Consider the following 24,114-nt stretch of genomic DNA (forward strand, 5'->3'; position numbering starts at 1 on the left):
GTGTGCGGCGAACGCGTCGCACACCCCGCTTCGGCATCTGCGCGTCAGCGCCCCACCGCGTACCCCTGCATCCCGCGCGGGTTGGCCGCCGCCGAGAGCACCCCGGTACGCGGATCACGCGCCACCGCGCACAGCCGCCCCTCCGACCAGGGCTCACCGACCGTCACGTCGTGCCCGCGCCGCCGCAGCTCCTCGATGACGGCCTCGTCCATGCGGGACTCGACGGTGACGCTCCCGGGGCGCATGCCGCGCGGGTAGAAGGAGCCGGGGAAGCTGTCGTTGTGCCAGTTCGGGGCGTCGATGGCGCCCTGGAGGTCGAGGCCTCCGCGTACGGAGCCGCGCAGCGCGACCGCCAGGAAGAAGTGCACCTGCCACTGGTCCTGCTGATCGCCGCCGGGCGTACCGAACGCCATCACCGGTACGCCGTCCTTGAGCGCGAGCGACGGTGTCAGGGTGGTGCGTGGACGGCGGCCCGGCGTCAGGGAGTTGGGCAGCCCCTCCTCGATCCACGCCATCTGGAGGCGGGTACCGAGCGGGAAGCCCAGTTCGGGGACGACCGGGTTGGACTGCAGCCAGCCACCGCTCGGCGTGGCCGCGACCATGTTGCCCCAACGGTCGACGATGTCCAGGTGGCAGGTGTCGCCGCGGGTGGCGCCGTCCGCGGAGACGGCCGGTTCGCCGGGCACGGGTGAGGTACCGCTCTTGGCGACGGTCGGCTCACCGGCGCCCGCTCCGGGCAGGCCGAGCGCGTCGAAGCCGGGCTCTCCCGCGGCCACGGCGCGTGCGTGCTCGGAGATCTTCGCGGTGCGCCCGCGGGGGCTTCCCGGGCGCAGCTCGTGCGACGCCTTCTCGCCGATGAGCGTCCGCCGCTCCTCGTTGTACTCCGAGGACAGCAGGTCGGCGACAGGGACCGTGCCGGCGCCTTCCGCATCCCCGTACCAGGCCTCGCGGTCCGCCATGGCGAGCTTGCAGCCCTCGATCAGCAGGTGGACGTAGTCGGCGGAGCCGTAGGCGGGCAGGTCCGCGAGTGCGGAGGGGAGCACGGCAAGCTGCTGGAGGAAGGCCGGGCCCTGGCTCCAGCCGCCCGCCTTGCACAGGGTCCAGCCGTTCCAGTCGTACGTGGCCGGGGCCTCGTAGCTCGCCTCCCATCCGGCGAGGTCGGCGGCCGTCAGCGTGCCGGTGTGCCGGGATCCGCTGGTGTCCATCGTGGGGATGGCCGCCTGGCGGATCAGCGCCTCGGCGATGAACCCTTCGCTCCAGATCTTCCGCGCGGCCTCGATCTGCTCGACGCGCGAGCCGTCTCCCGCCTCCTCGATCACGCGGCGCCAGGTCGCGGCGAGCGCCGGGTTGCGCAGGAGTTCGCCGGGGCGCGGGGAGTGACCGCCGGGCAGGTACACCTCGGCCGACGAGGGCCATTCGGCCTCGAAGAGTTCGCGTACCGTCTCGACGGTCTCACCGACGCGCTCCACGGGCGAGTGCCCGTCCTCGGCGTACCCGATGGCGTACTTGAGGACATCGGCGAGGGACTTGGTCCCGTGGTCGCGCAGGAGCACCATCCACGCGTCGAAGGCGCCCGGCACGGCGGCGGCGAGCGGACCCGTGCCCGGCACGAGCTCAAGGCCGAGCGAGCGGTAGTGGTCCACGGTCGCGCCCGCGGGCGCGACGCCCTGCCCGCACAGGACCCGCACCTCGCTCTCGGCGGGCGCCAGGATGATCGGCACCTCGCCCGCCGGGCCGTTGAGGTGCGGCTCGACGACGTGCAGGACGAAGCCCGCGGCGACGGCCGCGTCGTAGGCGTTGCCGCCGTCCTCCAGGACGGCCATCGCCGACTGCGAGGCGAGCCAGTGGGTGGAGGACACCATGCCGAAGGTGCCTTGGAGGGTCGGCCTAGTGGTGAACACGAGTGCTGCTCCTAGCGTGCGGTGCGGGTACTGGGGATCGTACGTAGGGTCGGCGCGGCGGCCGCGTCCGGAGCCGTGCCGTCGTCCGCGACCAGGTGGCAGGAGACCTCACATCCCTCGCCGCCGGGAAGCACGCGCAGCTCGGGCACCTCGACCCGGCAGCGGTCGACGGCCAGCGGGCAGCGCGTGTGGAAACGGCACCCCGGCGGCGGGGCGAGCGGGCTCGGCAGTTCGCCGCTGAGGACGATGCGCTCGCGGGTGCGCTGCAGCGCCGGGTCGGGCACGGGCGCGGCGGAGAGCAGGGCCTGCGTGTAGGGGTGTTTGGGGGCGGCGAACAGCTCGGCGGTCGGTGCCTGTTCGACGATCTGGCCGAGGTACATGACCGCGATGCGGTCGGCGAGGAACTCCACGGCGGCCAGGTCGTGCGTGATGAACAGGCACCCGAAACCGCGGTCCCGCTGCAGATCGGCGAGGAGGTTGAGGACCGAGGCCTGGACGGAGACGTCGAGGGCGGAGGTGGGCTCGTCGGCCACCAGGAGGTCCGGCTCGACGGAGAGAGCGCGGGCGATGGAGATGCGCTGGCGCTGCCCGCCGGAGAGTTCGTGCGGATGCCGGTCGGCGTGCTCGGGGCGCAGGCCGACCTGGGCGAGGAGTTCCGCCACGCGCGCGCGTGCCGCGTCCTTCTTGGCGATGCCGTGCAGGCGCAGGGGTTCGGCGATGATCTGCCCGACGGTCATGCGCGGGTCGAGCGAGGAGGAGGGGTCCTGGAAGACGAGGTGGAAGTCCTTGCGCAGGGGCCGCAGGGCGCGCCGCGAAAGGCGGGTCACATCCGTGCCGTTGATGCGGACGGTGCCACCGGTGGGCTCGTCGAGCCGTACGGCACACCGCCCCACCGTCGACTTGCCGCTCCCCGACTCCCCTACGAGTCCCACGACTTCACCCTTGCCGACGGTGAGCGTGACACCGTCGGCGGCGCGCACGATGCCACCGCTACCCGCGAAGTGCCGCTCCAGACGGGTCAGTTCAAGAACGGGTGTCGGGGTCACTGTCCGGCCTCCTGGGTGGTGGTGGGCGTGAGCGCGGGGCTCTCCTGCGGGTGCCAGCAGGCCGCCCGGTGTACGGCATCGGCTCCGGCGTCCAGGGAGACGGCCTTGAAGCCCGGCCTGCTCGTCGTGCACCGGTCGTCGGCGTGGGCGCAGCGCGGGGCGAAGGTGCAGGCGTCCGGCTGCGCGTCGAGGCTCGGCACCAGGCCGGGTATCTCCGGCAGGCGCCGCTTGCCCTCACCGCCGGGGCGCAGGACCGCGCCGAGCAGACCGCGGGTGTAGGGATGGCGCGGTTCGGCGAACAGCTCGTGCACCGGGGCCTGTTCGACGGGGCGGCCCGCGTACATGACCAGGACGCGGTCGGCGGCGTCGGCCACCACGCCCAGGTCGTGGGTGATCAGCACGATCGCGGTGCCGAGCCGTTCGCGCAGGGACTGCAGGACTTCGAGGATGCCCGCCTGGACGGTGACGTCGAGCGCGGTGGTCGGCTCGTCGGCGATCAGTACGGACGGGTCGCAGGCGACCGCGATGGCAATCATGACGCGCTGCCGCATGCCGCCGCTGAGCTGATGCGGGTACTCGTCGACACGCTGGGCGGGGGCGGGGATGCCCACCAGGTCGAGGAGTTCCACGGCACGCGCGCGTGCCTCCTTCTTCGACAGGCCCTGGTGGCGCCTGAGCACCTCTCCTATCTGCCGGCCGATGGTCAGGACCGGGTTCAGCGAGGTCATCGGCTCCTGGAAGATCATCGCGATGTCCTTGCCGCGGACCCTCCCGAGCTCCTTCTCGCTCGCGCCCGCGATCTCGGCCCCGCCGAGCCTGATCGACCCCTCGATGTGCGCGGTGGGCGGCAGGAGCCCCATCACGGCCATCGCCGTGACGGACTTGCCGCATCCCGACTCGCCTACCACCGCGAGCACTTCGCCCGGTGCGACGTCGTACGACAGATGGTCGACGGCGTGCACGGTGCGGGTGTCCGAGCGGAAGGAGACGGACAGGTCGCGCACACTCAGTACGGGCTCGGTCATCGGGTGGCTCCTCGGGGGTCGAGGACGTCCCGCAGGCCGTCGCCGAGCAGATTGAACGCCAGGGTGGCCGCGACTACGGCGAGTCCGGGGAAGACCGCCATCCACGGCGCGGGCGCGAGGAAGGACTGGGCGCCGGAGAGCATCACGCCGAGCGACGCGTCCGGTGGCTGCACGCCGAGGCCGAGGAAGCTGAGCAGCGCCTCACCGATGATCGCGGCGGGGATGCCGACGGTCGCCTGGACGGTCAGCGCGGACGTGGCGTTGGGCAGGATGTGCCGGAAGAGCACGGTGGCGTCGCCGCCTCCGTTGGCGACGGCGGCCGCCACGTAGTCGACGTGTCGCAGCCGCAGTGTCTCCGCGCGGGTGATGCGGATGACGGCCGGGATCTGCGAGATCCCGATGGCGATGGTCGCGTTGGTGAGCGAGGGGCCGAGCACGGCGGCGAGCCCGACGGCAAGGACCAGGAAGGGGAAGGCCAGCATCGTGTCGGTGAGCCGCGAGACGACGCTGTCGGTGAACTTGCCGTAGTAGCCGGCGAGCAGCCCGAGGGGTACGCCGACGACGAAAGCGAGCGCCACCGCCAACACGCCCACCTGCATGGACGCCCGCGCCCCGTACACGACGCGGGAGAGCTGGTCGCGGCCGAGGTCGTCGGTGCCGAGCCAGTGCGACCAGCCGGGCGCGGCAAGGGCGTTGGCGAAGTCGGGGCGCGCGGGATCGTAGGGCGCGACCAGTGGCGCGAGGAGCGCCGCGAGGACGAACACGGCGGCGATGATGCCGCCGGTCATGGCGAGCCGGTTCTTGCGCAGGGCGCGCAGCTTGCCGCTGCCCGCGCTCGCGGAACGTATCCGCCCCAGCGTGGTGAGCACTGCTGTCGTCACCGGGCACCTCCGAGCCGGATGCGCGGGTCGATGACCGAATACGCCACGTCGACCAGCAGGTTGATGAGGATGTACGCGGCGGATGTGCAGAGCACCACGCCTTGCAGGGTCGCGTAGTCGCGGGTGAAGACGGCGTCGATGGTGAGCTTGCCGAAGCCGGGCAGGACGAAGATCTGCTCGGTGACGACGGCGCCGGAGATGAGGTGGCCGAGCTGGAGCCCGAGCACGGTCACGACCGTCACCAGGGAGTTGCGCAACGCGTGCCCGCCGATGACCTCGCGCCGGGAGAGCCCCTTGGCCCGCGCGGTGCGCACGTAGTCCGCGGAGAGCGAGTCGAGCATCGCCGCCCGCGTCTGGCGCATCACGACGGCCGCGAGACCGGAGCCGAGAACGATCGAGGGCAGCACCATGCGGCGCAGGTTGTCGAGCGGGTCGGTGGCGAACGGTACGTATCCGGAGGCCGAGAAGACCGGCACGGCGATGGCGAGTCCGAGGACAAGGACGATGCCCAGCCAGAAGGTGGGGATGGAGAGGCCGAGCAGGGCGAGGGCGTTGGCCAGCCACTCCTCCGGCTTGCCGCGCCGCACGGCGGCGACGATGCCCGCGCCGATGCCGACCACGACCGCGAGCAGCAGAGAGAGGGCGGCCAGTTCGAGGGTGACGGGCAGGGCGGCGGTGATCGCGCCGGCGACGGGAAGGCCGGTGCGTGAGGAGGTCCCGAGGTCGCCGGTGACGGCATGCCCGATGAACCGCCCGTACTGGACGACGATGTTGTCGTCCAGGCCGTAGCTCGCGCGGATCGCGGCAAGCGCCTCAGGGGTGCGCTCCTCACCGGCCAGCGCGAGCGCCGGATCGCCGGGCAGGGCGCGGATACCGGCGAAGACGACCATGCTGACCAGGACGAGCGTGATGAAGGACTGCCGGACCCTGGTGACCAGATAGGAAGCCATGGGACTGAGGCGCACCGGGCTCAGCCGAGCGACGCGCAGACGCGCAGAGTTCAGGCTCATCGGGCGTACCCCGCAGTCGTGACGCGGACCAGGCCGTCGCTGTAGACGCGCACGCCGGCGACGTTCTTGCCGGTGACGACGTAGTTCTTCTGCCGGTAGAGGTAGATGAGCGCTCGCCGCTCAATGGCGCGGTGGGTCAACTCTCCGTAGATCTTGGTGCGTTCGTCCGGGTCGGCCTCGGCACGCCCGCGCTCGACCAGCCGGTCGATGGCCGGGTCCGAGAGTCCGTAGGCGTTCATCGCGCCGCGCGTCTGGAGGAAGCTGGCGATGTTGCCGTCCGGGTCGAGCCGCCCCGACCAGCCGCTGAGGAAGGCGTCGTAGTGGCCGGAGTCGGTCTCCTCCAGCATCGTCGCGTACTCGGTGGGGCGGAGCGTGACGGCGAACCCGGCTTCCTTGGTCATGGCCTGGATGACCTGGCCGAGGCGGCTGAACTCAGGTGCCGTGGACACCTTCAACTCGATGCGGACGGGGGTCTTGACCCCGGCCTCCTTGAGGAGCTGCTTGGCCTTGGCGACGTCCCGCTCGGGGCAGGTGGACGCTTTGACGCCGGGCGCGATGGCGGACTCGGGCGATACGGGGCCGCAGGCGGGCTCGTACATGCCCTGGAAGACGACCTTGTTGATGAGGTCGCGGTCGACGGCGAGCTCGAAGGCCTCACGGACCCGCGGGTCACGCGCGAAAGGTGTGTCGATGCGCCCCGGCTTCTTCCCGAGGCCCTTGACGTTCCCGACGTTGAAGCCGATGCCCTGATAGCCGAGCGAGGGCGAGCTGAAGAGCTGGAGCTTGGGCTCGGTCAGCGCGCTGCGTACGTCGACGGGCGTCATCTGGTCGCCGACCTGGATGTCGCCGGAGCGCAGGTTGGCCAGGCGGACGTTGCCGTCGGGTATCGGCTTGTAGATCACCTTGTCGAGGTGGACCTGGTCGGCCGCGTAGTAGTCGGGGTCCTTGGCGAGCACGATGCGGTCGCCGCCGACGCGCTCCACGTACTTGAACGGGCCCACGCAGGAGGGGTGGTTGGTGAAGTTCTTGCCGTACTTCTTGAGCGCGGTGGGCGACATCACCATGCCGGAGCGGTCCGCCAGGACGGCCGTGAGCGGGACGTAGGCCTGCTTGAGCGTGAGCTTCACCGTGTACGGCCCGGTCGCCTCCGCGTCGGCGAGCGGCGCGAGTTCGGTGGCGCGCGCGGAGCCCGCGAGGTCGCGGTGCCTCAGCAGCGAGGTGACGACGGCGTCCGCGTCCAGCTTGGTGCCGTCGCTGAACTTCAGGTCCTCGCGCAGGCCGAAGGTGACGGTGCGGCCGTCCTTCGACGTCTTGGGCAGGGCCCTGGCCAGCTGCGGGATCACGGTCCCGTGCTCGTCGATGTCGTAGAGCTTCTCGCACATCCCGGCGAAGACCGTGCGCCCCACGAGGGTCTGCGCGAGGGTCGGATCGAGCTTGTCCGGGTCGGAGAGGAGGGCGACGGTGAGCGTGCCGCCGTCGCGCACGGGACGGTCGTCGGTCATGCGCGGACCGCCGACCTCGGTGGCCGAGGACTGCAAGGAGCCGCAGCCCGCCGTTGTGGACATCACCAGGGCAACTGCCGCCAGGGCAACCGCTTTTCGGCGCACGGGTAGGTACCTCCGCCAGGGTGGTTCCGGGCTGATCGTGGACGATCAAGGAATACGGCAGAACGTATTTCGCATACAGTCCGCACACAAGAGGCCCGTCCGGATGCCGGACCGGATTTGATGAAGATTGAATAACCGGGTGCGACAAATGGATGGGCGCTACATGCAGCGGACTTTCCGTCCATCAGGGGACGACGTGCGCATCCCCACATCCCCTCGCGACCGGCCTCGCCGGGCCGTTGTCAGTGCGCCGCGCTACTCTCCGCGCAACTGACCGTTCACCCCGTTCCGGGAGGTTTTCATGGCCTCGCGCCTCAACCCGTACCTCAGCTTCGGTGGCGATGCCCGCCAGGCTCTGGAGTTCTACAAGGAGGTCTTCGGCGGCGACCTCGCCCTCAACACGTTCGGCGAAGCCGGGCACCCGGGCACCCCGGTTGCCGACAACATCATGCACGGCATGCTGGAGGCCCCGAACGGCTTCACCCTGATGGGCGCCGACACCCCGCCGGGCATGCAGCACAACCCGGGCAACAACTTCTCGGTGAGCATCAGCGGGGACGACGAAGCCGAGCTGCGCGGCTACTGGGAGAAGCTCTCCGCCGACGGCTCGGTGGCCGTGCCGCTGGAGAAGCAGATGTGGGGCGACGTGTTCGGCATGTGCACGGACCGCTTCGGCATCCCCTGGATGGTCAACATCAGCCAGCCGCAGAGCTGATCGTCCACGCTCGTGACGGGCGGCTCCGGCGACCGGGGCCCGGCCCCGCCGGGAGCCCCGGTCGCGGGCTCTGAGCAGCGCGCCTACGGTGTGACGGGGATGTCTTGTGTGGCGGGGGCGTCTGGAGGCACCGATGGACCGCTCGCCCGCGCCGGACCCCTTCGATGCGGTGGACACCGCAGGATCCACCGCATCCGCTCCCCCACATCCCAGCGGCGGGAGCCACGAGCACCGCTGGCTGATCCTCGGCGTCGTGGGGATCGCCCAGCTGATGGTGGTCCTCGACGCCACGATCGTGAACATCGCACTGCCGTCGGCCCAGCGGGACCTAGGGTTCAGCGACGGCAACCGCCAGTGGATCGTCACCGCGTACGCACTCGCCTTCGGCAGCCTGCTGCTCCTCGGCGGGCGGATCGCCGACCTGGTGGGCCGCAAAGTGGTCTTCCTCGCCGGTCTCGGCGGCTTCGCGCTCGCCTCGGCCCTCGGCGGCGCGGCGACCAGCTTCACCATGCTGGTGGTGGCCCGCGCCCTCCAGGGCGTCTTCGGTGCGCTCCTCGCGCCCGCCGCGCTCTCCCTGCTCACCACGACGTTCACGGACCCCAAGGAGCGGGCCAAGGCGTTCGGCATCTACGGCGCCATCGCGGGCGCGGGCGGCGCGGTCGGCCTGCTCCTGGGCGGCGTACTGACCGAGTATCTGGACTGGCGCTGGTGCCTGTACGTGAACCTCATCTTCGCGGTGCTCGCCATGCTGGGCGGCGCCCGGCTGCTGCACGGCGGCAGGCCCGCGGACCGGCCGAAACTGGACGTCCCCGGCACGGTGCTCGTCTCCGCGGGTCTCTTCTGCATCGTCTACGGCTTCTCGAACGCGGAGTCGCACGCCTGGGGCGACGTACAGACCTGGGGATTCCTGGTGGTCGGTGCCGTACTGGTGGCCGCCTTCGCCTGGTGGCAGACGCGGGCCGCGCATCCGCTGCTTCCGCTGCGCGTGGTGCTCGACCGTGACCGTGCCGCGTCGTTCCTCGCCATGTTCATCTCGGGCGCCGGCATGTTCGGTGTCTTCCTGTTCCTGACGTACTACCTCCAGCAGATCCTCGGCTACACACCGGTCAAGACGGGGCTCGCGTTCCTGCCGATGGTCGCCGTCATGGTGGTCATCTCGGTCGTCACGACCAACTCGCTCGTGCCCCGGTTCGGCGCGCGGCCGATCGTGCCCCTCGGCATGGGCCTCGCGGCGGCCTCGATGGCCTGGCTCACCGCCCTCGACGTGCACAGCACCTACGCGGCGCACGTACTGCCGCCGCTGCTCGTCGCCGGTCTCGGCCTCGGTCTGGTCTTCGCCCCTGCGATGAGCATGGCGACCGCGGGCGTCGCCGCGCATGACGCGGGTGTCGCGTCGGCGATGGTCAACACCAGCCAGCAGGTGGGCGGTTCGATCGGCACGGCCCTGCTCAACTCCCTCGCGACCAGCGCCGCGGCCAACTACCTCGTGGGCAAGCAGCCGACACCCGAGGTACAGGCCCAGTCGGCGATGGAGAGCTACTCGACCGCGTACTGGTGGTCGGCGGTCTTCTTCGCGGTCGGACTCCTCGTTACGGTCGTGCTGTACCGCCGGGGAGCTCCGGTCCACTCGGACGCGGACGGCGCAGCGGTGCACATGTAGGGCGGTGGGGCGATGGCATCCGTATCGGAGGCGACCGAGAACGACGGCGCCGACGGCGCCGACGGTGGTGTCGCGCTGGCGTCGGCACGGGGCCGCTGGGTCCTTGCCTGTGCCGTCCTGGCGTCCGGAATGGCGATGCTGGACGGCACGGTGGTGAACGTCGCCCTGCCCACGCTCGGCCGCGACCTGAACACCTCGATCGCGTCCCTGCAGTGGGTCGTCAGCGCCTACATGCTCACGCTCTCGGCTTTGCTGCTGCTCGGCGGGGCGCTCGGCGACCGCATCGGGCGGCGGCGCACCCTGGTCATCGGCGTCGTGTGGTTCGCCGTCGCCTCCGCCCTGTGCGGGCTCGCTCAGAACGTGGGGATGCTCATCGCGGCGCGGGCCTTGCAGGGCATCGGCGGTGCGCTGCTCACGCCGGGTTCGCTCGCCCTCGTGCGGACGTCGTTCCGGCCGAAGGACCAGGCGCGTGCGGTGGGCGCGTGGTCGGGGCTCGGCGGGGTCGCGGGCGCCATCGGGCCGTTCCTCGGCGGCTGGCTGATCGACGGTCCTGGCTGGCGGTGGATCTTCCTGATCAATGTGCCGCTGGCCGCGCTCGTGCTCTTCGCGGTCCGCCATGTGCCGGAGAGCCGGGCCGAAGGCGCCATGGAGAAGCCGTTCGACGTGACGGGGGCGTGTCTGGCGGCGCTGTTCCTTGCGGGCATCAGCTTCTCGCTGATCGGCGCATCGGGCGATTCGTCGAAGGCTGCGGCCCTCCTGCCCGGCCTCGGCGGCCTCGCGGCGGGCGTCGCGTTCATCGTGGTAGAGCACCGCCGCCGCAACCCGATGCTGCCGCTCTCCCTCTTCCGCTCCCGCCTGTTCAGCGCCGCCAACGTCATGACGCTGTGCCTGTACGCGGCCATCGGCGGGCTCTTGTTCATGCTGCCGGTGCAGTTGCAGACGACCCTCGGCTACGACGCGCTCCAGGCGGGCACGGCGACGCTCCCGATCACGGTCCTGATGCTGCTGCTCTCAGCCTCCGCGGGCGATCTGTCGCGGCGGGTCGGCCCCACGCTGCCGCTGGTCGCGGGCCCGTTGATCGCGGGCGCCGGAGCGCTCCTGATGCTGCGGATCGAGCCCGGCGCCTCGTACGTCACTGCGGTTCTGCCCGCGGTCGTGGTCCTGGGCCTGGGGATGGCCGTTTTCGTGGCACCACTGACGGCCACGGTGCTCGCCTCGGTCGACGCGGGGCGCGCGGGCCTGGCGAGCGGCGTCAACAACACCGCGGCACGGGTCGCCCAGATGCTCGTCGTCGCCGCGCTGCCGCTCGCGGTGGGCCTCTCCGGGACGGCGTACACGGATCCGGCCGCGCTGAACACGGCGTTCGGCAAGGCGGCCGCGGGCTGCGCGGGCCTGTTCGTCCTCGCGGCGGCGACGGCGGCGGCCTTCATCCGCCCGCGTCCGGACTCCTGGCACGAGGAGACGGGGAACACGCCGCGCTGTAAGGCCCATCTGGGTCTCAACGCGCCGCCGTTGGAGCCGGGGAAGGACTGTGCGGGATGAGCGTCCCTGCCAGGCAGTTTCAGACCGTCGCGTCGGGCGCGTCACGCACGAAGAGAGTGACCGACACACTCTCCTCGAAGCCGTTGCGCCGCATCAGCGCGGCGGACGCGGTGTTGCGTGACTCGACGTCCGTCACGACGGCGGTGGCACCGGCGGCGGTCAGCGTCGCACAACAGGCCTGCACCAGATGGCTGGCGACGCCCTGCCCCTGATAGGCGGGGGCGCTGGCGATCCACTCCAAGTTCCCCCAGTCCGTACGCTGATCGAATCCCATCGAGCCGCAGACGAACCCGGCGAGAGCGTCACCGTCGAGCGCCACCCAACAGGAGGACGCGTCCGCGTCCATGTGCCCGGCGATCGCCGAGAGGGACCAGGACGTGTACGGCTTCACCGAGGTGTCGTACAGCTCGCGTCCCAGGGCGAGGACGTCGGCCAGATGGGTGGCAGCCATCCGTTCGAGGGCGATCGGGGACTGCTGGTGGACGGCGGCGGCGGACATGGGACCTCCCAGGGGACTGACGCCGGGACCTGCACAGAGGCGGGCACGGTGGCCGACTGCCTCTCACGCTATGAGGGCCCGGGGCGTGGCGCACGCCGGGAACGGCCGCCACCAAGCCCCCGGCCGAACCGAGGAGCCCTTTAACAGGCCTCTGCCGCAAGCGCCTATCGTGGGGCGCATGTCCGCTCCTGAGCTGATCCGCATCGTCTCCCGTTCCTCCCCCATGGCCCTGGCCCAGGTGGAGCGCGTACGCGCCGAACTCGCCGCGCTGCACCCCGGCATCCGCACCGAGGTCGTGCCGGTCACGACCTCCGGAGACCGCTGGATGGGGGACCTCGCGAAGCTCGGCGGCAAGGGTGCGTTCACCAAGGAGGTCGACGCGGCGCTGCTCGCGGGCGAGGCGGATCTCGCGGTGCACTGCGTCAAGGACGTACCGGCGGACCGGCCGCTTCCTGCGGGCACCACCTTCGCCGCGTTCCTCAAGCGGGACGACATCCGCGACGCGCTCATCCACCCCGGCGGTCTCACCCTGGACGAGCTGCCCGCGGGAACCCGCATCGGCACGTCCTCGGTGCGCCGCATCGCCCAGCTCGCCGCCTCGCACCCGGAGTTGGAGTGCGTGCCGATGCGCGGGAACGCCGGGCGCCGGATGGAGAAGCTGGCCGCGGGCGACGCGGACGCACTGCTGCTCGCGGTGTCGGGGCTCGAGCGCATCGACCGCATGGACGTGGCCACCGAGGTCCTTTCGGTGGAGACGATGTGCCCGCCGATCGGCGCGGGGATCCTGGCGCTGCAGTGCCGCGAGGACGACACGGAGACCATCGACGCCGTGTCGGGACTCGGCGACCCCGAGGCCTGGCGGGAGGCCACCGCCGAGCGCATGTTCCTGCATGTGCTGCAGGGGCACTGCAACTCCCCCATCGCCGGGTACGCGCGCTGCGAGCGGGGCGGCGACCTCTCGCTGCGCGCCCGTGTCTTCACCCCGGACGGCAAGACGGTCCTCAACGCCCACGAGTGGGCGGGTCCGCTCGACCCGGCGACGCTCGGCACGTCCGTGGCGGTGACGCTGCTCCGCCAGGGCGCCCGTGAACTGATCGACTCCATCGCGCACTGACGGCGCTCGTACGGCGACTCAACCGGCGTCCCCTGCGAGGGCTCACACGACGGTGACCTGCACGCCGACGGCGGCGATGGCGTCGAGTTCTCCCCCGGGCGCACCGGCATCGGTGACGAGGGTGTGCACACCGACCGTCGGGCAGATCTTGGCGAACGTCGCCCTGCCTATCTTGGTGTGGTCGGCGACCACGACGGTGCGGCCGCTGTGCCCCGCGAAGGCACGGTCGGTGGCCGCCTCCAACTGGTCGTGCGTGGTGCACCCGTGGGCGGCGCTGATGCCGTCCACGCCGAGGAACGCGATGTCCGTGTGGTGGTCGGCGAGGGTCTTCTCGGCGATGGGGCCGACCAGTTCGTAGCTCTCGCTGCGGGCGGTGCCGCCGACCACGATCAGGGTGACGGTCGGGCGCAGGACGAGGGCCGCCGCGATGTTGACGGCGTTGGTGACGATCGTGACGGGGCCGCGGTCCGCGAGCAGACGGGCCACTTCGGTGGTGGTGCTGCCGCCGGTGAGACCGACCACCGCACCGGCGGGGACCAGGTCGGCGGCGGCCTGCGCGATGGCCTGCTTCTGCGGGGAGCGCTGGTCGACCCGGTGCTGGAGCGGCACCTCGATGCTCAGGCCGCCGAGGACCGCGCCGCCGTGCGTGCGCTCGAGCAGCCGCTGATCGCTCAGCTGCGCCAGGTCACGGCGCACGGTGGCCTGCGAGACCCCGAGCAGCCCGGCCAACTGCTGCACGTCCGCGCTGCCCTGGGCAGAGACGTGCTCAAGTATCCGCGCATGGCGGTCGCTTCTCAGCACTGGGCGAGCATAGTCCCCCATCGGCGTTCCGAGCAGACTCTCGCAGAACTACTGCGCGTTTCTGCGCGATTTCGCCAAGTGCTCCTCAGTCCCCTTCTCTTGACATGACTGAAGCTGCTCGATTAACTCCCTGCACGCCGATGTCGAGCACTCGGCGCAGAGGTACGCCTAGCCGGTAGTTGGCCTCGGCCATGAGCCCGGACTAAGTCGCCAGGACCCTTTTGTGTGTCCGAGGCGGGGACGTGCCCTCAGATATCTGGAGCTCTGAGATGAGCCTCAACCGTGTTACGCGCAGGGGTATCGCCGCGTCAGCGGCCCTCACCGCCACCGCTGCCGCTTGCCTTCTCGCCCTCCCTTCGACGGCGTCCGCAGGCCCGTCCGACGTCGCACTGCCGCCGGCCCATGCCGGGTTCGACTACCAGATAGGCGGCGCGTACACGCCGCCGTCAGGGGTCAAGGTCGTCAGCCGGGACCGGACGGCGGCCCCGGCGCCCGGCCTGTACAACATCTGTTACCTCAACGCCTTCCAGGCCCAGCCCGGGGCCGAGGGCGACTGGGACGCCGACCTGCTGCTGCAGGACGACAACGGCGACGTCGTGTACGACGGCGACTGGGGCGAGGCCGTCCTGGACATCCGCACCGCCGACAAGCGCAAGCGGATCGCCGCCAAGGTCGGCGGCTGGATCGACGGCTGCGCCGACAAGGGCTTCCAGGCCATCGAGCCGGACAACTACGACACCTTCACCCGCTTCCCGGACCTGCTCACCGCCTCTCAGGCCAAGTCCTTCATCAAGCTGCTCTCCGCGCGCGCCCACGAGCAGGGCCTGGCCGCCGCGCAGAAGAACACCCCGCAGCTGGCCGACGCGCGCGACGAGACCGGTCTCGACTTCGCCGTCGCCGAGGAGTGCGGCGTGTACGACGAGTGCGGGGACTACACCTCCGCGTTCGGCGACGACGTCGTGGTCATCGAGTACACGGCCGACGGTCTGCGCAAGTCCTGCGCGGGCTGGGGCGACAAGCTGAGCATCGTGCGCCGCGATGTCGACGTGTCGCCCGCGGGCAGCAGCGGATACGTCCGCAAGACCTGCTGACCCACACCTTCCCTGCCGTGTGACGTCCCGTCCCATGGCCTTCCCGCGCCACGGGCGCTCCGATCCCTCTGGAGGTAGTGATGGCTGCAGTACCCCGAGCGCCGGGAGAACCCTCGCGGCGCAATGTGCTGCGCGCAGGTGGCGCGGCGGCGTTCGTGGCCGGGGGCGGGGGCGCCCTGGCCGGCTGTGGGACGGGGCCCGCCGACGGGGTGGGCCCCGACGGGCGGGTGACCATTCAGCTGTGGCACGGCCAGACGGACTCCGCCGCCAAGGTCATCAAGGGCCTGGTCGCCCAGTTCCACCGCGCCCATCCGGACATCAACGTCGACATGGGCGGCGGCGTGCTCGCCGACGCCATGCTGCAGAAGATCACGGCTGCGCTCGCCTCGGGCTCGTACCCCGATATCGCCTACGTCTTCGGCTCCGACCTGGCCAGCGTCGCCCGGAGCCCCGAGGTCGTCGACCTGACATCGCACGTGCGCGACGCGCCGACGCCGTGGCGCAACTTCTGGGCGCCGGCCCGCCAGGCCGTCACCATCAACGGCCGGGTCAGGGCGGTGCCCGCGGTCCTGGACTGTCTCGCCGTGGTCTGCAACAAGAAGCTGTTCGCCGAGGCCGGGGTCGACCTGCCCGAGGCGGGCTGGACCTGGGAGGAGTTCACCGACACCGCGCGCCGTCTGACGGATGCCTCCGAGGGACGGTTCGGCACCGGCTGGCCCGGCACAGGGGACGAGGACACCGTGTGGCGGATGTGGCCGCTGGTATGGGACCTGGGCGGCGACGTGATCGGCGAGGACGGACACAGCATCGGCTTCGCGAAGGAAGGCGTGCGCGCCCTGGAGGTCGTACAGGACCTGGTGCGCGACAAGAGCGTCTACATCGACCCCAAGCCGGGCAGCGAGCAGATGTACCAGGTCTTCCTGTCAGGGCGGATGGGCATGGTGCCGACCGGGCCCTGGCAGCTGCCGGACATCACCCAGGCCAAGATCGACTACCACGTGGTGCCCCTGCCCAGCTTCAGCCGTCGTCCTGTGACCATCTCGGGCCCCGACACCTGGACGGTGTTCGACAACGGCTCGGCCCGGGCGGCCGCGGCACGCACCTTCGTCACCTGGCTCAACCAGCCAGGACCGGACAGCCGGTGGGCCGTCGAGGCGGGCAGCCTTCCGCTGAGCCGCCGCAGCCAGGACCGCCCGGCCTGGCGCGAGCACACCGCGCAGATGCCGGGGCTCCCGGTGTTCACCAAGGCGCTCGCCTCCGCGCGCGTACGTCCGGTGCACCCGGCCTACCCCCGTATCTCCCAGTCCCTCGGGCAGGCGGTCGTCTCCGTGCTGCTCGGCCGCAAGAGCCCCGCCGACGCGGTGCGTTCCTGCGCGAGCGAGGCCAACGCCGCCCTCCTGATACCGCGTTGAGGACACCGACATGCCATCAGCTCCCCGCCCGCTGACCCTGCCGCCGGATCCGGACGGCCAACGCGCCCTGCGTCGCAAGCGCCGCGGCGAGACCGCCACCGCCTGGGCGTTCGTCTCCCCCGCGGTGCTCGTCATCCTCGGCCTGAGCGTCCTGCCGGTCGTGTGGTCGCTGCTCCTTTCCTTCCAGGCCAACGACCTGGTCACGCCGAGCCGTTGGGTGGGACTCGACAACTACCGCGCCCTTGCCCAGGACCCGAACTTCAGCCAGGCCGTGCGCAACACCCTGCTCTACACGGTCCTGTACGTGCCGCTGAGCATCGTCATCGGACTCGCCCTCGCCCTGGCCCTGAACCGGCGGATCCGCTTCGTCGGCCTGTACCGCACCCTGTTCTTCGTGCCGTTCGTCATCTCGGCCACCGCCCAGGGCGTGCTGTTCTCGTTCATCCTCGACCCCGACTTCGGGGCGGCCAACTCCGTCCTTCACCGCCTGGGGATCTCGCCCCAGGGCTTCCTCACCGACTCGTCGCAGGCGCTGTTCGTGCTGGTCGGCATCACTCTGTGGAGCGGCACAGGCCTGTGCACCGTCATCTACCTGGCCGGGTTGCAGGACGTCGATCAGTCACTGGTCGAGGCGGGCCGCCTGGACGGCGCGGGGCGGTGGCAGCTGCTGCGGCACGTGACGCTGCCCACGCTCACCCCGGTCAGCACGTTCCTGCTCCTGTGGCAGACCATCCAGGCCCTTCAGGTCTTCGACCTGGTCTATGTGACCACCAAGGGCGGCCCCCTCGGCTCGACGACGGTGATCGTCTACTTCATCTGGGAGCAGGCCTTCAAGAACTTCACCGCCGGGTACGGGGCCGCGTCCGCCTACGTCCTGGCGCTGGCCCTGTTCGTCGTGGCCGCCGTGCTGCGCGTGGCCCGCGGCCGTGAGCGCACTCCTCGTACGAAAGCAGCCGCCTGATGACCGCGACCACCACCGCGCCCAAGGCCACCGCACGCCGGGCCGCCGCGCCCGCCGCCCTGCCCCACCGCAGATTCCGCCTGCCCTTCAGCGCCTGGCACGTGGTGCTCGCGCCGCTTGCGCTGCTCTTCGCGGTGCCGCTGATCTGGCTGCTGCTCAGCTCGGTGATGAGCAACGCGGAGATCAACCGGTTCCCGCCGGCGCTGTGGCCCTCGCGCATCGACCTGGGCGGCTACAGCTACGTCCTTGGCAACGCCATGTTCCCGCGCTGGCTCCTCAACTCGGCGATCGTCTCCGCCGTCGCGGTCTCCTCGAACCTCGTCTTCGGCGCCCTTGGCGGGTACGCGTTCGCGCGGATGCGCTTTCGCGGCTCGCGGGCGCTGCTCGTCCTGATGCTCGCGACGATGGCGGTGCCCTTCCAGCTGACGATGATCCCCACCTTCCTGGTGATGAAGAAGCTGGGGCTCATCGACACCCTCGGCGCGCTGATCGTGCCGTCCCTCGTCACGCCGTTCGCGGTGTTCCTGCTGCGGCAGTTCTTCCTCTCCCTGCCCAGGGAGCTGGAGGAGGCCGCCTGGATCGACGGCTGTTCGAGGCTGCGGGTCCTCTGGTCGATCGTGCTGCCCCTTGCACGGCCCGCGCTCGCCACGGTGGCCGTACTGACCTTCCTCACCACGTGGAACGACCTGACCTGGCCGCTGATCGCGATCAACCACGACACCCAGTACACGCTGCAGCTGGGTCTCACCACCTTCCAGGGGCAGCACCACACCCGCTGGTCCGCGGTGATGGCGGGCAACGTGATCACCGTGCTTCCGGTCCTGATCGCGTTCCTCTTCGCGCAGAAGGCCTTCATCCGCTCGGTCACCTCCAGCGGCCTCAAGGGCTGACCGCCCCGCCTCCTCTCCCCCGCACGATCCGAAGGAACTCAAGGAACTCGATGCCGTACTCGTACGACCTCCTCGTCATCGGGGACGCCAACCCCGATGTGATCCTGGGCCCGCTCACCGGCCCACTCGCCTTCGGCCAGCACGAACAACTCGTCGACACCGGGTCCCTCACCCTCGGCGGCTCGGCCGCGATCATGGCCTGCGGGGCCGCGCGCCTGGGCCTGAAGGTGGCCTTCGCAGGGCGTGTCGGCGACGACGACGCCGGCCGCTACATGCGCGACGCGCTCAATGCCCGCGGAGTCGACACCCGGGCCCTGAAGGTGGACACCTCCCTGCCGACCCCGCTCACCGTCGTGCTCACCCAGGACGACGACCGCGCCATCCTCACCTCTCCGGGCACCCTGACGGCCGTCAGCGGCGACGACGTCCCCGCTGAACTCCTCGCGGACGCCCGCCACGTCCACACCGCCTCGTACTTCCTGCAGCCCCGCCTCGCCGCCGATCTGCCCCGGCTCCTTCGCACCGCGCGCGAGCACGGCGCGAGCACGTCCCTGGACACCCAGGACGACCCGTCGGGGCGGTGGGACCCGGCAGCTCTCGAAGCGGTCCTCGCCCAGACCGACATCCTGCTGCCCAACGCCCAGGAAGCCCTGCACCTCGCCGGAACGCCCTCCGGCAGCCCGCAGAAGGCGGCCGAACTGCTCGCTGCCCGCGTCCCGTTGGTGGTCGTCAAGAACGGCGCCGATGGCGCCCTGTGCCACGACGGCCGGACGCTGCTCACCGCACCGGGCCTCCCCATGACTCCCCAGGACACCGTCGGCGCCGGAGACAGCTTCGACGCCGGTTTTGTCGCCGCCACCCTCGACGGCCGAACCCCGCACGAGGCACTGCGGTTCGCCGTCGCCTGCGGATCCCTCTCGACCCGCGCCCACGGCGGCACCCGAGCCCAGCCCACACGGGACGAAGTCCTCGCCCACACCACTCCGAGCGGAGCGCACGCCTCATGACCCACCCCAAGATCACCTTCATCGGCGCAGGCAGCGTCGTCTTCACCCAAGGCCTGCTCGCCGACCTCTTCGCCTTCCCCGAGCTGAAGGGCGCCCACATCGCCCTGCACGACATCGACTCCGAACGCCTGGCCACCGCGCAGGCCGCGGCCGAATACATCGCCGACCACCTGGGCGCGCACGCCGTCATCTCCAGCCACTCGGACCGCCGCGAGGCCCTCGCGGGCTCGGACTTCGTCATCAACATCGTGCAGGTCGGCATGGGCGAGGCCACCCGTACCGACTTCGATGTCCCCGCAAGCCACGGGGTGCGCCAGACCATCGGGGACACCCTCGGCATCGGCGGCATCTTCCGTGCGCTTCGCACCTTCCCGCTCCTGAAGGCACTCGGCGAGGACATCACCGAGGTGTGCCCCGACGCCTGGCTCCTGAACTACACCAACCCCATGGCCATGAACATCCAGTACCTCACCGAGGCCACGGGACTGACCAAGGTGGTGGGACTGTGCCACTCCGTGTACTGGACCATGCGCGACCTGGCCGAGCTGGTGGGCGTTCCGTACGAGGAGATCACCTACCGGGCGGCGGGCGTCAACCACCAGGCGTGGGTCCTTCGCTTCGAGCACCAGGGCAAGGATCTCTACCCCCGGCTCGACGAACTGATCGCCAAGGACGAGCAGTTGCGGCGCCGGGTGCGCGTCGACATGTACCGGCGGCTCGGCTACTACCCCACCGAGACCAGCGAGCACTCCTCCGAGTACGTCCCCTGGTACCTGCACCACGACAGCGAGATCGAGCGCCTTCGCCTGCCGATCGGCGCCTACCTCGGCATCGTCGACGAGAACGTCGCCGCCTACCACCAGACCCGTGACGCCCTGGCCGCGGGCGAACCGCTCACCGTCGAGGGCACCATGGAGTACGCCCCTCAGATCATCCACAGCATCGTGACCGGGACCCCGCGCACCGTCTACGGCAACGTCCCCAACCACGGCCTGATCGACAACCTCCCGAGCCACGGCGTGGTCGAAGTTCCCTGCCTCGTCGACGCCTCCGGCATTCAGCCCACCCGCGCGGGATCCCTGCCCCCGCAGCTGGCCGCGCTCAACCGCACCTACCTGAGCATGAACGACCTGGTCGTCCGCGCCGCCGTCGACGACGAGCCGCGCCACATCCGGCACGCGGCGATGACCGACCCGGCCACTGCCGCGACGCTTCCCGTGGAGCAGATCTGGCGGCTGTGCGACGACATGGTCCGCGCCCACGGGGACCGGCTCCAGCCCTCCTTGCGACGGCTCCTCGGCGACTGACCGGCCGCCACCGACCTCCACTTCCTCCATCCCCCGGACCGAGAAAGCACCCTCGATGTCACTGACAAGCCAGGAAATCGACACACAGCCGCAGTGCTGGGAGTACGCGCTGAAGCAACTCCCCGAATACGCCCAGGCGTTGCCCGCCAAGGGCGAGCGGGTCGCCGTGATCGGCTGCGGTACGTCGCTGTTCATGGCCCAGGCCTACGCCCACCTGCGGGAGGAGCTGGGGCACGGCCCCACCGACGCGTTCCCCGCCTCCGCGGCCTGGCTGCACCGCCCCTACGACCGCATCCTGGCCCTGACCCGCTCCGGCACCACCACCGAGATCCTCACCGCCCTCGCGACGGCCCCCGCGTCCACGCGGGTCACCACCCTCACGGCAGTGCCCTGGTCGCCTGCCGCGCACGCCGCCCACGACGTGATCATCCTCGACCACGCCGACGAGCAGTCCGTCGTACAGACCCGCTATCCGACCACGCAGCTGGCGCTCATGATGGCCCACCTCGGCCACCACCTCGACCAGGCGCTGACCGACGTGACCACGGCCCTGAGCGCACCGCTGGATCCCCAGCTGCTCGCGGCGGAGCAGATCACCTTCCTCGGTGCGGGCTGGCACACCGGGCTCGCGCACGAGGCGGCGCTCAAGGTGCGGGAGGCCGCGGCCCATTGGACCGAGTCCTACTCGCTGATGGAGTACCGCCACGGCCCCATCGCGGTGGCCGGTCCCGGGCGGGCCGTGTGGAGCCTGTCCCCCCTGTCCGCGGGGCTCACCGCGCAGATCGAGGCCACCGGCGCACACTTGCGCGCCCCGGAACTCGACCCGCTCGCGGAACTGGTGCTCGCCCAGCGTCTGGCCGTGCGGCTCGCCGAGGACGCGGGACGCGACCCGGACCGTCCTGCCCACCTGACCCGCTCCGTCGTCCTGGCCTGACCTCCGGTCCATGACCTCGTGAGCGCTCACCCGCGGCGGCCGGTCTCCCCTGTCCGGCCGCCGCGGCCTCGTTCTCGGCCTCGGCCTCACCTCGACCTCAGCCTCGGTCGATATGCCACGTAAGATCGACATCACGACACATTTCCGCACGGTCTTCCCGAAGGCCGCGCGCACCGGACTCAAGCCGTACTCAAGCCGCACTCAAGCCGCACTCAAGGGCGGCAGCCCCGCTGCTGCCGTCCCGAACGAAAGCCTTCGATGCACCGCCCGTACCGCCTGCACCGCTCGCACCCCGGCCTGCTCGCCGCCTGTGCCGCCGCCCTCTTCCTGGCCACCGCCTGCGCCACCGACGACGGCAAGGACACTCCGGCCACGGCAACGGACCGGTCGGATGCCGTGCGCCCGCCGAAGGCCGACGCCGTCTTCGACTACCAACTCGGCGGCCCCTACGCGCCCGACGACGCCGTACAGGCGGTCTCCCGCGACCGCTCCGCCAAGCCGGCCAAGGGCCTGTACAACGTGTGTTACGTCAACGCCTTCCAGACCCAGCCGGGCGAAGCCATCGGCTGGTGGAAGAAGAAGCACCCCGACCTGCTCCTCAAGGGCGACGACGGCTCCCTGGTGATCGACGACGACTGGGAGGAGCCGCTCCTTGACATCTCCACGCCCGGCAAGCGCCGGGAGCTGATGAACGTCGTCGGGCCGTGGATCGACGGCTGCGCGAAGTCGGGCTACGACGCCGTGGAGCCCGACAACCTGGACTCCTACGAGCGTTCCGACGATCTCCTCACGACCGAACACGCCGCTGCCTTCGCCAAGTTGCTCGCCGAGCGGGCACACAGCCGCGGTCTGGCGATCGCCCAGAAGAACACCACCGACCTCCTCCCCGAGCGTGGCCGCATCGGGTTCGACTTCGCCGTCGTCGAGGAGTGCGCGGCGTACAAGGAGTGCGGCGACTTCGCCGACGCCTACGACGACAAGGTCTTCGCGGTCGAGTACACGCGGGGGGACTACCGCACCGCCTGCGACGGCTGGGGCGCAGACCTCTCCATCACACTGCGCGACCGCGACGTCCGCCCCGAGGGCACGAAGGGATACGTCTTCGCACAGTGCTGACGGCGCTTCTCCGCTCCTGCCCGTTTCCCCCTTCCTCGTGCCCGAAGGGGGCATTCGGGCTGCCCGGGTTGGCTCAAACCCCCTTATAGGCAACGGAATTCTGGATTCCAGCCACAGACACGGTCGGCAGCCACTATCCAGGTAGGTGATGTGCTCACGCCAAATTAGGAAAAAGAGGTAACCGTATGGCGATACGGACCACGCACCGCTCCCGTCTGGCGGGGGCCACGCTCGCCGTGACCACCGGAGTGATCTGCACCCTGTCGGTGCAGCCGGCCGGGGCCGATGAACCGGTCGCGCGCCACTGCGTCCTGGACGCTTCCACCGGAGAACAGCGCTGCTTCGGCACCTTCGACGAAGCCATCGACCGCGCCACCGACGGACGCGTCACCGACGCACCGGCCTCCCCACGGGCCGCCGTCACCTCGTCCGCGTTCCGCGCGACCATGTCCAAGGCCTCGGCCTCGGCCTCGGCCAAGGAAGACACCGCGGCGGCCGGGGACGTCGTCCAGGGAACGTTCTTCAGCGATCCCGGCTACTCGGGTGACACGCTCACCATCAGCGGTCCCTCGCTGTGCGAGAAGGACGGCTGGGTCAACTGGCAGCACGACCTCGGCGACGACTGGAAGAACCGCATCTCCTCGGTACAGCCCTGGGGCAACTGCGCGATCTGGCTCTACCCGGAGCCCAACCTGGGCGGCGACCGCGACGGGCCATTCGACGAGAACACCGCCGACGTCGGCCAGATGATGAACGACCGCACCCAGTCCATCGGCTTCAGCTAGAGCGCTGCCGCGCTCTCACGCACGCCGTACCCCCCACATGCTTCACCTTCCCCCCACTGGAGATCACACATGATCACCCGTACCCGTCTTACCGTCCTGTTCGCGGCGATGGCCACCGCGGGCGGCATGGCCCTCGCGCCCGCCGCGCAGGCCGACGAAGAGGCCCCCACCATCCGCGAGCTGCTCGACAAGTGCGACAACGGCACCGACTCGTGCGTCTTCCACCCCGAAGGACCCGGCACCGACTCGATGGGCGATGCGCACCAGGTGGGTGACAGCGCCTACAACTGCACCCCGGACCTGCAGCGTTCCAGCATCTCCTGGGCCGATACGACCGGCGAGTCCAACAGCGTCGGAGTCTCGCTCAGCGCGGAGTACGGCTTCGCCGAGGTCTTCAAGGTGAGCATCGAGACCTCCTACGGACACACCTGGGAGAGCTCGCACACCGAGACCGACACCACCAACGTCGACGTCCGCCCCGGCGAGGTCGGCTGGGTCACGCGCGAGTCCCAGATGCAGCAGGTCAAGGGCACCTATGAGCTGCACTTCGAGGACAAGTTCCACGGGCACTACATCTGGTACGCCCCCTTCGACGCGACGGGCCCCAAGCCGGACGCGCCGAGCACCAAGACGCAGCACACCCGCCCGATGACGGAGCAGGAGAAGGCCGAGCACTGCGGCTGACGCACCACCCCATCGCCTCTCCCGGTCCGTGCCGGGAGAGGCCCCCGTCCTGAGGGCCGGGTGCGGACTGTCGCCCACCGCGCAGGCGGTGCTATGCCGGTAGAGGCGACAGCGGCCCAGCCGGGC

22 protein-coding genes are annotated in these 24,114 nt (G+C 70.6%); 14 read left to right on the top strand and 8 right to left on the bottom strand.

Annotated features, from left to right (window positions below):
- Positions 1-44 precede the first annotated feature (44 nt).
- From ACFQ7F_RS04090 to ACFQ7F_RS04115, 6 genes are read right to left on the bottom strand one after another with little or no spacing between them, the layout of a single operon-like run.
- Positions 45-1,901 carry a gamma-glutamyltransferase family protein gene (locus ACFQ7F_RS04090; protein WP_383265721.1) on the bottom strand — a complete coding sequence of 619 codons (1,857 nt, stop codon included), beginning with the start codon at positions 1,899-1,901 and terminating at the stop codon, positions 45-47.
- 11 nt (positions 1,902-1,912) lie between these two features.
- Complete coding sequence (locus ACFQ7F_RS04095) at positions 1,913-2,947, bottom strand: ABC transporter ATP-binding protein (protein ID WP_383265723.1); 1,035 nt, start codon at positions 2,945-2,947, stop codon at positions 1,913-1,915.
- Positions 2,944-3,972, bottom strand: coding sequence for an ABC transporter ATP-binding protein (locus ACFQ7F_RS04100; protein ID WP_383265726.1), 1,029 nt, complete (start codon positions 3,970-3,972; stop codon positions 2,944-2,946). Before ACFQ7F_RS04100 ends, ACFQ7F_RS04095 begins: the two co-directional genes overlap by 4 nt.
- Entirely contained in the window at positions 3,969-4,841 is an 873-nt protein-coding gene (locus tag ACFQ7F_RS04105) for an ABC transporter permease (protein WP_383266040.1), read from the bottom strand. Before ACFQ7F_RS04105 ends, ACFQ7F_RS04100 begins: the two co-directional genes overlap by 4 nt.
- Positions 4,842-4,849: 8 nt before the next feature.
- Positions 4,850-5,803 carry an ABC transporter permease gene (locus ACFQ7F_RS04110; RefSeq protein ID WP_383265728.1) on the bottom strand — a complete coding sequence of 318 codons (954 nt, stop codon included), beginning with the start codon at positions 5,801-5,803 and terminating at the stop codon, positions 4,850-4,852.
- Between the two features lie 56 nt (positions 5,804-5,859).
- Positions 5,860-7,470, bottom strand: a complete 1,611-nt coding sequence (locus ACFQ7F_RS04115) for an ABC transporter substrate-binding protein (protein ID WP_383265730.1) — start codon at positions 7,468-7,470, stop codon at positions 5,860-5,862.
- Positions 7,471-7,771: 301 nt separating this feature from the next.
- Here ACFQ7F_RS04115 and ACFQ7F_RS04120 point away from each other — a divergent pair, with 301 nt between their 5' ends.
- The 3 genes from ACFQ7F_RS04120 (at position 7,772) to ACFQ7F_RS04130 (ending at position 11,387) form a co-directional block, all read left to right on the top strand.
- Entirely contained in the window at positions 7,772-8,185 is a 414-nt protein-coding gene (locus ACFQ7F_RS04120; protein WP_383265733.1) for a VOC family protein, read from the top strand.
- 133 nt (positions 8,186-8,318) lie between these two features.
- On the top strand, positions 8,319-9,845 hold the full coding sequence (locus ACFQ7F_RS04125; protein WP_383265736.1) for an MFS transporter: 1,527 nt from the start codon (positions 8,319-8,321) through the stop codon (positions 9,843-9,845).
- Between the two features lie 12 nt (positions 9,846-9,857).
- A complete protein-coding gene (locus ACFQ7F_RS04130) occupies positions 9,858-11,387 on the top strand; it encodes an MFS transporter (protein ID WP_383265739.1) in 1,530 nt (509 codons plus the stop codon).
- 19 nt (positions 11,388-11,406) lie between these two features.
- On the opposite strand, the gene ACFQ7F_RS04135 is transcribed toward ACFQ7F_RS04130, so the two are convergent.
- Complete coding sequence (locus ACFQ7F_RS04135; protein ID WP_383265742.1) at positions 11,407-11,886, bottom strand: GNAT family N-acetyltransferase; 480 nt, start codon at positions 11,884-11,886, stop codon at positions 11,407-11,409.
- Positions 11,887-12,064: 178 nt separating this feature from the next.
- Between ACFQ7F_RS04135 and hemC the strand changes: the two genes are divergently transcribed.
- On the top strand, positions 12,065-13,000 hold the full coding sequence (hemC, locus tag ACFQ7F_RS04140) for a hydroxymethylbilane synthase (RefSeq protein ID WP_383265745.1): 936 nt from the start codon (positions 12,065-12,067) through the stop codon (positions 12,998-13,000).
- A gap of 42 nt (positions 13,001-13,042) precedes the next feature.
- Here the strand turns inward: hemC and ACFQ7F_RS04145 are convergent, their stop codons facing one another.
- The gene (locus ACFQ7F_RS04145) at positions 13,043-13,801 is read right to left on the bottom strand and encodes a DeoR/GlpR family DNA-binding transcription regulator (RefSeq protein WP_383265748.1); all 759 of its coding nucleotides are present in this window, start codon (positions 13,799-13,801) and stop codon (positions 13,043-13,045) included.
- 269 nt (positions 13,802-14,070) lie between these two features.
- Between ACFQ7F_RS04145 and ACFQ7F_RS04150 the strand changes: the two genes are divergently transcribed.
- From ACFQ7F_RS04150 to ACFQ7F_RS04195, 10 genes are all read left to right on the top strand, one after another.
- Positions 14,071-14,892, top strand: a complete 822-nt coding sequence (locus ACFQ7F_RS04150) for an endo alpha-1,4 polygalactosaminidase (RefSeq protein ID WP_383265751.1) — start codon at positions 14,071-14,073, stop codon at positions 14,890-14,892.
- An 80-nt stretch (positions 14,893-14,972) separates the two neighbouring features.
- The gene (locus ACFQ7F_RS04155) at positions 14,973-16,304 is read left to right on the top strand and encodes an ABC transporter substrate-binding protein (protein WP_383265754.1); all 1,332 of its coding nucleotides are present in this window, start codon (positions 14,973-14,975) and stop codon (positions 16,302-16,304) included.
- A 10-nt stretch (positions 16,305-16,314) separates the two neighbouring features.
- Entirely contained in the window at positions 16,315-17,265 is a 951-nt protein-coding gene (locus tag ACFQ7F_RS04160) for a carbohydrate ABC transporter permease (RefSeq protein ID WP_383265757.1), read from the top strand.
- Positions 17,265-18,155 (top strand): carbohydrate ABC transporter permease, encoded by an 891-nt coding sequence (locus ACFQ7F_RS04165; RefSeq protein WP_383265761.1) that lies wholly within the window; start codon positions 17,265-17,267, stop codon positions 18,153-18,155. Before ACFQ7F_RS04160 ends, ACFQ7F_RS04165 begins: the two co-directional genes overlap by 1 nt.
- A 50-nt stretch (positions 18,156-18,205) precedes the next feature.
- Positions 18,206-19,162: a carbohydrate kinase family protein gene (locus ACFQ7F_RS04170; protein WP_383265764.1), complete on the top strand. Its 957-nt coding sequence runs from the start codon at positions 18,206-18,208 to the stop codon at positions 19,160-19,162.
- Positions 19,159-20,469, top strand: coding sequence for an alpha-glucosidase/alpha-galactosidase (locus ACFQ7F_RS04175; protein ID WP_383265767.1), 1,311 nt, complete (start codon positions 19,159-19,161; stop codon positions 20,467-20,469). Before ACFQ7F_RS04170 ends, ACFQ7F_RS04175 begins: the two co-directional genes overlap by 4 nt.
- A gap of 55 nt (positions 20,470-20,524) precedes the next feature.
- A complete protein-coding gene (locus tag ACFQ7F_RS04180) occupies positions 20,525-21,403 on the top strand; it encodes an SIS domain-containing protein (RefSeq protein ID WP_383265770.1) in 879 nt (292 codons plus the stop codon).
- Between the two features lie 258 nt (positions 21,404-21,661).
- Positions 21,662-22,519 carry an endo alpha-1,4 polygalactosaminidase gene (locus tag ACFQ7F_RS04185; protein WP_383265773.1) on the top strand — a complete coding sequence of 286 codons (858 nt, stop codon included), beginning with the start codon at positions 21,662-21,664 and terminating at the stop codon, positions 22,517-22,519.
- 185 nt (positions 22,520-22,704) lie between these two features.
- Positions 22,705-23,304 carry a hypothetical protein gene (locus tag ACFQ7F_RS04190; RefSeq protein WP_383265777.1) on the top strand — a complete coding sequence of 200 codons (600 nt, stop codon included), beginning with the start codon at positions 22,705-22,707 and terminating at the stop codon, positions 23,302-23,304.
- A 69-nt stretch (positions 23,305-23,373) separates the two neighbouring features.
- Positions 23,374-23,988, top strand: coding sequence for a hypothetical protein (locus ACFQ7F_RS04195; protein ID WP_383265780.1), 615 nt, complete (start codon positions 23,374-23,376; stop codon positions 23,986-23,988).
- Positions 23,989-24,114 lie beyond the last annotated feature (126 nt).

The sequence above is a fragment of the Streptomyces sp. NPDC056486 genome, assembly GCF_042795295.1.
In the GTDB taxonomy this organism is placed as follows: domain Bacteria; phylum Actinomycetota; class Actinomycetes; order Streptomycetales; family Streptomycetaceae; genus Streptomyces.